The 7,777-nt window shown below is 47.1% G+C and carries 7 protein-coding genes; 6 read left to right on the top strand and 1 reads right to left on the bottom strand.

Annotation, left to right across the window (positions count from 1 at the left end; all coding sequences use genetic code 11):
- Positions 1-4 precede the first annotated feature (4 nt).
- The 3 genes from LRY47_RS04365 to LRY47_RS04375 all read left to right on the top strand — a co-directional run bounded on the left by LRY47_RS04365 (position 5) and on the right by LRY47_RS04375 (position 5,038).
- Entirely contained in the window at positions 5-412 is a 408-nt protein-coding gene (locus LRY47_RS04365; RefSeq protein ID WP_295222920.1) for an Hsp20/alpha crystallin family protein, read from the top strand.
- Positions 413-428: 16 nt separating this feature from the next.
- Entirely contained in the window at positions 429-2,765 is a 2,337-nt protein-coding gene (gene lon, locus LRY47_RS04370) for an endopeptidase La (protein ID WP_295222922.1), read from the top strand.
- 89 nt (positions 2,766-2,854) lie between these two features.
- Positions 2,855-5,038 carry a heavy metal translocating P-type ATPase gene (locus tag LRY47_RS04375; RefSeq protein WP_295222924.1) on the top strand — a complete coding sequence of 728 codons (2,184 nt, stop codon included), beginning with the start codon at positions 2,855-2,857 and terminating at the stop codon, positions 5,036-5,038.
- Here LRY47_RS04375 and LRY47_RS04380 read toward each other — a convergent pair.
- A complete protein-coding gene (locus LRY47_RS04380) occupies positions 5,025-5,282 on the bottom strand; it encodes a hypothetical protein (RefSeq protein WP_295222926.1) in 258 nt (85 codons plus the stop codon). The genes LRY47_RS04375 and LRY47_RS04380 overlap by 14 nt on opposite strands.
- Before the next feature lie 34 nt (positions 5,283-5,316).
- On the opposite strand from LRY47_RS04380, the gene crcB reads away from it, so the two are divergent.
- From crcB to aroC, 3 genes are read left to right on the top strand one after another with little or no spacing between them, the layout of a single operon-like run.
- Positions 5,317-5,691, top strand: coding sequence for a fluoride efflux transporter CrcB (gene crcB, locus LRY47_RS04385; RefSeq protein ID WP_295222928.1), 375 nt, complete (start codon positions 5,317-5,319; stop codon positions 5,689-5,691).
- Complete coding sequence (locus tag LRY47_RS04390) at positions 5,691-6,284, top strand: molybdopterin-dependent oxidoreductase (RefSeq protein WP_295222934.1); 594 nt, start codon at positions 5,691-5,693, stop codon at positions 6,282-6,284. The genes crcB and LRY47_RS04390 overlap by 1 nt, the downstream gene beginning before the upstream one ends.
- A 1-nt stretch (position 6,285) precedes the next feature.
- Positions 6,286-7,374 (top strand): chorismate synthase, encoded by a 1,089-nt coding sequence (gene aroC / locus LRY47_RS04395; protein ID WP_295222930.1) that lies wholly within the window; start codon positions 6,286-6,288, stop codon positions 7,372-7,374.
- The last annotated feature ends 403 nt before the right edge of the window (positions 7,375-7,777 follow it).

The raw sequence follows: 7,777 nt of genomic DNA on the forward strand, positions 1-7,777 counted from the left end.
GCAAATGCACGACAAAATAGAGAAAATTAAATTCATCCACGGATTATTCAAAAAAGAACTGGATGAGCTTTTAAGGTTTGCAAACTCTGCCAAAGCAAGTCTGACAGAGACACAGGGTCCCCCGATGGACATTGTTATAAACGATACGGATATCAATATCTATGTCGAACTGCCGGGGCTTTCCGCTGACGATTTCACCGTTTACCAGCTCGATGACATAGTTGTTGTCGAAGGCATGAGACCGAAAGAATGTATTGAACAGGTACGTTATATCCGTGTTGAGCGTGAGGCGGTTTGGTTTCGCAGGGTGGTTCGTCTGCCTTTCTGCGTTAACGATTCCGATACCACCGCAAAACTGAAAGACGGTGTACTTACAGTCAGAATATCCAGATGTGCTTGTGAACTTGAATGATTGAGAGGAGATAAACATGGAACAATTCGAGCAGGAAATAAACATACCCGATGAGCTTCCGCTCCTTCCCGTAAGGGACATAGTTGTTTTCCCATACATGGTTCTGCCGCTTTATGTCGGCAGGGAACAGAGTATCGCCGCCGTTAACGAGGCGCTGAACGAGGACAGGCTGATTTTTCTTGCCTGCCAGAAGGATGCATCCGTTGAGGATCCTGAAAAGGACGAAATATACAAGGTCGGCACAGTTGCCGTCATCCTTCGTATGCTCAAGATGCCCGACAGCAGAGTCAAACTGCTGATTCAGGGTATCAAACGTGCGAAGATTACCGATTATGTTGAGAGCGATCAGGGCATGCGCGTTAAGATAGAGCAGATAAACGATTCCGTTAAACAGGAGAACATCGACGAGCAGGCACTCCTTCGCCACTCGAAAGAGCTTCTCAGCAAAGCGGTTTCACTTGGCAAACCCATGCTGCCGGATCTGCTTGCTGTTATAGACAGCATAGACGAACCGGGGAAACTGGCGGATATAATCGTATCCAACCTCGGACTTAAGATGGACGAGGGGCAGGAAGTTCTTGAGATAGAGAACCCTGTGGACAGACTTAAAAAGGTAGGCGAACTCCTTAACCGCGAAATATCCATTCTGGAAGTTCAGCAGAAGATAATGAACGATGCCAGAGGTGAGATAGACAAAAGCCAGAAAGAGTATTTCCTCCGCGAGCAGCTCAAAGCTATCAAAAAAGAGCTGGGTGAAGAGGACGACTTTCAGGTCGAAATGGATGAGTACGCCAAAAAGATAAAGAAATGCAAAATGCCTAAAAAGGTGAACGACGAGGCAATGAAACAGCTCGACAGGCTGTCGAAGATGCATCCCGATTCTGCCGAGGCAACTGTTGCAAGAACGTATCTCGACTGGATGGTGGAAATCCCATGGAGCAAAGCCACCAAAGATATGATAGATATTAAGAATGCTAAGAAAATACTGGATGAGGATCACTTCGGTCTGGAAGAGGTGAAGGACAGGATTCTGGACTTCCTCGCTCTGCGCAAGCTGAAAAACGATCTTAAAAGCCCCATACTTTGTCTCGCGGGACCTCCCGGAGTGGGCAAAACCTCTCTTGGTATGTCAGTCGCAAAAGCAATGGGCAGAAAATACGTCCGTATGTCCCTTGGCGGCGTTAGGGACGAAGCGGAGATACGCGGTCACAGAAGAACGTATATCGGTGCGCTTCCGGGCAAGATAATTCAGGGGATGAAGACGGCGGGAACTAACAACCCTGTCTTTATGCTTGATGAAATTGATAAGCTAGGTTCCGACTTCCGGGGCGACCCGTCTTCCGCTCTGCTTGAGGTGCTTGATCCCGTGCAGAACGTGTCCTTTACGGATCACTACATGGGCGTGCCTTTCGACCTGTCGAAAGTGCTGTTTATCACCACTGCGAATTACCTCGACCCGATACCTCCGGCGCTTAAAGACAGGATGGAGATAATCAACATCCCCGGTTATACGGAAGAGGAAAAGATAAAGATTGCTGAAAAATACCTGATACCCAGACAGAAAAAAGAGAACGGCATAGACGACCACGACGTGACGTTCACCAAAAAAGCTCTGTCTGAGCTTATTTCAGGCTACACAATGGAGAGCGGACTCCGTAACCTTGAGCGTACTATCGGTACGGTGTGCAGAAAGATAGGACGAAAGATAGCGGAGGGCGACAAGGCGGCATCTTTCGTAGTTACGGATAAGTCACTTGAAAAATACCTCGGACCTATAAAGTTCCTTGGTGAAGACGCTCTGAAAGAGAACGAGGTCGGCGTTGTAACAGGACTTGCGTGGACTCCCGTGGGCGGAGACGTGCTTTTTGTCGAATGTACCAAGTTTAAGGGCAAAGGCGCGCTGAACGTTACAGGACAGCTTGGCGATGTTATGAAAGAATCATCCCGTGCCGCAATGACCTATGTCCGTACAATCGGCGAGAAATACGGCATAAGCAACGAGGATTTTGAAAACTTTGATATACACGTCCACGTTCCTGCCGGAGCTATACCGAAGGACGGACCCAGTGCTGGCATTACCATGGCGACAGCTATCCTGTCCTGTCTGACAGGTAAAAAAGTGGAGAAAAGCCTAGCCATGACGGGCGAAATAACCATCACCGGAAAGGTTCTGCCCATCGGCGGACTTAAGGAAAAACTGCTGGCTGCAAAACGCCACGGCATTAAAAAGGTGCTGGTGCCTGCGAAAAACGAAAAAGACCTCCGCGGTCTTCCGAAATATGTGACCAAAGCTCTTGAGATAGTTTACGTCAGCACGTTTGACGAAGTTGTTCCACACGCGCTGATTGATTAAATATTCAAATATTCAAAAAGCCCTCTTGTATTTCAGGAGGGCTTTTCTTATATTGATGTTGAATATCAATATTTTTTGTCGGAGTTCATATGTCTTCAAAACTTGTAGAAAAAAACGTGAACATAGGCGGAATGACCTGTGCTGCTTGTGTGCGCCGTGTTGAGAAGAAACTCGGAAAGGTCGAAGGGATCAGTTCCGTTGCTGTCAATCTTGCAACGAACTCAGCGGCTGTAGAATACGATCCTGCAGTTGTGGACATAGATGACATCGCGCAGGAGATTGAACGTATCGGCTACGTTTACAAAGGCGTGGACAAAGATATCTCCGATGACGAGACGGAAGCTTATTACGCAAAATCGCTGAAGCTGGCGGCTCCTGTTGCTTTCATTGTCTTTCTGTTTTCAATGGTAATAATGCTCCCGCACAAATATATGCAGATAACCAACTGGGTCATGATGTTCCTGTCACTTTACGTCATGTATTTCGGTGGGCGCTCATTTTATAAGATAGCCTGGAAGAATCTGAAAAACCGCACGTCAGATATGAATACTCTGCTGGCGCTGGGCACACTGTCCGCGTTCGGATATTCCGCAGCTGTAACCATTTTTCATGACTTTTTTATGCAGCACAACATGGCGCATGTATACTATGATGCGTCAGTGGTTATCATAACTTTCATACTGCTGGGCAAACTGCTTGAGACCAGAGCAAAAAAGAAAGCTGCCGGCGCCATTGAAGCTCTTCTGAACCTTGCTCCGAAGACAGCTACCGTAATAGAGAACGACGGCGAGCGGGAAGTTGCCGCTTCAACACTTAAAATAGATGATGTTATCCGTGTTAAGCCCGGCGGTTCCATAGCCGTTGACGGAATTGTAGAACACGGGCAGGGCAGTGTGGATGAATCCATGCTCACCGGTGAGTCGGTTCCCGTTTCAAAAAGGGTTGGCGAAAGCCTTTATGCCGGAACAATACTGACATCCGGAACTCTCCTTTATAAAGCGACCTCAGTTGGTACTGATACCGTACTTGCGGGTATAATAAAAGCGGTTAAGGGTGCGACAGCATCCAAACCCCGCGTTCAGAGAATGGCGGATCAGGTCTCTTCTGTTTTTGTTCCGGCGGTTATTCTGATCGCAGGAGCAACCCTTGGACTGTGGATGATTTTCGGCCCCGAACCTGTTCTGACCAACAGCCTGCTGGCGTTCGTATCAGTGCTGATAGTTGCATGTCCCTGTGCTATGGGGCTTGCAACACCTACAGCCGTTATGGTTGCCACAGGCAGGGGCGCTTCCGAAGGGATACTTGTCAAAAACGGCGAAACCCTTGAAAAAGCCTGTAAGGTCAACAGAGTGATATTTGATAAAACGGGTACACTGACAACCGGAAAACTCAGGGTTGAAGACGTGCATACGGCTGTGGGATATACAGAAGATAAACTTCTCTCTTATGCCGCATCTCTGGAGACGCTTTCTGAACATCCTCTGGCAAAGGCGGTTGTTGCTTTTGCAAATGGTAAAGGCGCAGTGATTCATAGCGTTGAAAACTTCATAAACATAGACGGCGAGGGCGTGAAAGGGAGAATAGAAGGCAGAGAAGTTCTTGTCGGTAAACTGGAGTTCCTGAAAAGCAACGATGTGGAAGCTCCGCAGTCCGGTTTTTCAGGCTCCCATGTATATGTCGCTGTGGATGGAGTCTACGTTGGTGTGTTCGGTGTGGCGGACACCGTTAAGGAAGATGCGGTCGATACTGTTGCAAAACTTAAAAAGATGAATATCGTTCCTGTGATAATCTCCGGAGACAATGCAAAGTCTGTGAAGAGCGTTGCGGAAAAACTTGATATATATGAGTATTTCAGCGGCGTAAGCCCCAAGGGCAAGCTTGAAAAACTCCATGAATACAGAAACAACGGCGACGTTGTTGCCATGGTAGGCGACGGAATCAACGATGCGGCTGCGCTTGCGGCGAGTGATGTGGGTTTTGCCATGAGCGGCGGAACAGAGGTTGCCATGCAGTCGGGAGATATCACTATCATAGGCGACAAAACCGACAGAATTGTAAAAGCTATCAAACTGTCAGGTTATACGCTGGCGATAATCAGAGAGAACCTTTTCTGGGCGTTCTTTTATAATATAGTATTGATTCCCCTCGCAGCAGGGGCTTTCTATCCGGCTTTCGGCATACGTTTGATGCCTATGTATGCAGGTGTGGCAATGGCGTTTTCATCCGTAAGCGTTGTGAGCAATTCTTTGAGGCTTAAAATTAAGAAGCTTTGACACAGAAGCGCTTCATCTTCGCACCGAGAATCTGTCCGGCAACTGAGAACAGAAGGAAGAGAGGAATGTATGTCCACGGGGTATGCGTTGCTATGCGGATGACCGCTACGACCGGAATGGGTGCGTGAACGCAGGCGAACCACGCCAGAGAAAACTTTCTGGTATTGGCTCTTATCCACCCGAAAGGTAAATTCAAAATAAATGCAATCACACAGATTGCAATAACGCCTTGAATTGATGTCATAGTTTCTATATAAGACTGAAATGAGGTTTTGTAAATGAAAATTTTGTTAATCGGTATAGGCGGATTTCTTGGAGCCATCGCAAGGTTTTATACTACAAAATGGACGAATAGCCTGATAACAGATAAGATTCCGTTTGGAACAGTGGTCGTTAACGTTATCGGTTCTTTCATTTTGGGTCTTGTTGTTGTGCTTTCTGTTGAAAAGCTTGTCGCAAGCGAGGATATCAGGCTGTTCATTGGTGTCGGTATGCTCGGCGCTTTTACAACCTTTTCAACCTTTTCTGTTGAAACGGTCTACCTGCTTGAAGATGGCGCAATCATCCCCGCTTTCATATATATAGCATGCAATCTTTTTCTGAGCCTTCTTGCGGCATATGGCGGTGTTTTGCTTGCCAGACAGTTGGTGTGATGGGATTTCTGCGAAGCGTCAAATGTCCGGTGTTCAATGCCGAGCGCATTAAAGAGGTGCCGGAACGTGCCGACTATACCATACAGATAGGCGGCGAGTGCGAAAAGACGGGTATTTATAAATTAGACGAATTCCTGTCAAACTTTAAAATACACACAGTCAACAGCAGATTGACCTCCGTTTCAAAATGGAGCGTCAGGGCGGACTGGCAGGGTGTTTTGTGGCAGGATTTTTTAGATTGGGTAAAACCATCGGCTGACTATAAATATATGTATACGGAGAGCTGGGGCGGTTATAAAACCTCTCTGGCGGCGGAACTTCTTATGAATCCGCGCGTTATAATCTGCACAGGTGTTGCAGGGGAAGAGATTGAACACGAGTATGGCGGTCCTCTGCGGATGGTCATCCCTAACCAATGGGGTTTCAAAAGCTGTAAATGGCTTAAAAAGATATATTTTACGGATGAATATGTTCGGGGTTTCTGGGAGGCGAACGGTTACGGAGACGACGGAACCATTCTTCCATGTATGGTTGAGGACGTAAATACAGGAAAACATATCCGCATCAAAGGCGGCGAAGTTACGGAGTTTTAATATGGCTGGGAATACATTCGGAAAGAATTTTACCATAACTACATTCGGCGAAAGCCACGGCAAAGCGGTAGGCGTTGTAATTGACGGCTGCCCGCCTAACGTTGAGCTTTCATTGGGATATGTCCAGAAAGAACTGGACAGACGCAGACCGGGACAGAGCGAGGTATCAACACCCCGCGATGAATCCGATACAGTGGATATCTATAGCGGTATATTTGAAGGCAAGACAACCGGAACCCCTATAATGATGATGGTGTTCAACAAGAATCAGATGTCGAGAGATTATGACGCAGTCAAAAATCTGTTTCGCCCCGGACATGCTGATTTTACTTATTTCTCGAAATACGGTATTCGCGACCACAGAGGCGGCGGGCGTTCATCAGCCCGTGAGACTATCGGACGTGTTTGCGGCGGCGCCGTGGCAAAGGCTGTGCTGACACAACTTGGTATAGACATTAAAGGATATGTCATTCAGGTGGGTCCTCATAAGGCTGTTAAAAGAGATTTCGATTTTATAGAGAAGAATATCATCAGAACCTGTGACCCCGATGCGGTGCAGGCTATGACTGATTATATATTGGATGCTAAGAATGACGGCGATTCTGTAGGTGCCATAGTGGAAGTGACCATTAAAGGAGTGCCTGTCGGTGTGGGCGAGCCAGTATTCGACAGGCTGAACGCGAACCTCGGAAAAGCGATCCTGTCTGTTCCCGCCGTTAAAGGTATAGAGTTCGGCAGCGGCTTTGCGGCGGCTCTCATGCGCGGCAGTGAGCACAACGACGAGGTGACCAAATACGGTTTCCTGTCAAACAATGCCGGTGGTACACTCGGTGGTATGGCAAGCGGTCAGGATATTGTATTCCGTTTTGTGGTTAAACCTGCAAGCTCCATAACTGTACCCAAAAAGGGCATAGACCTCTACGGTAATGAGAAGACAATTATCACAGAAGGACGCCACGACCCCTGTGTTGCTCCCCGCGTTGTACCTGTTGCCGAAGCTATGTCTGCCGTCACTGTACTTGATATGATAATGACTGACAGGGCGATAGCGAAGTTTTTTAATGTTGGCGGAGCAGGAACAGACAATTAAATTAAAAAAAATGAAATAAGTGGTTGACTTCATAAGTCAGATTAGATATAACACATCTCCGCTTGAGACACACCTTGATTGGTGAAAAAGTTCAGACGGAAAAAGTTGATAGAAAAAGAAAAAAGTAGTTGACAAGGCGGGCTGAATCAAGTAAGCTCACCCTCCCGCAAGAAGCCGAAAGACAGACGGCGGGCAACGAGAAAGATGTTGGAAAATACGGCATCGTAAGGTGCCGATTGCTTTTTAAAAGGTCTTGAAAAGATTTTTAAAAAAGCTAAAAAAGAGATTGACAACGGTGAGTAAGTTTGATAGATTCACCAGCCGCTTGAAAGAGCGGGAAGCTCGAAAGACCGGACGGAAGAAAAAGGAAGGTTTGAAAAAAACTTCTTGACTTTAGAAAGGG

The sequence above is a fragment of the Seleniivibrio sp. genome (assembly GCF_021209385.1).
Lineage (GTDB): Bacteria > Chrysiogenota > Deferribacteres > Deferribacterales > Geovibrionaceae > Seleniivibrio.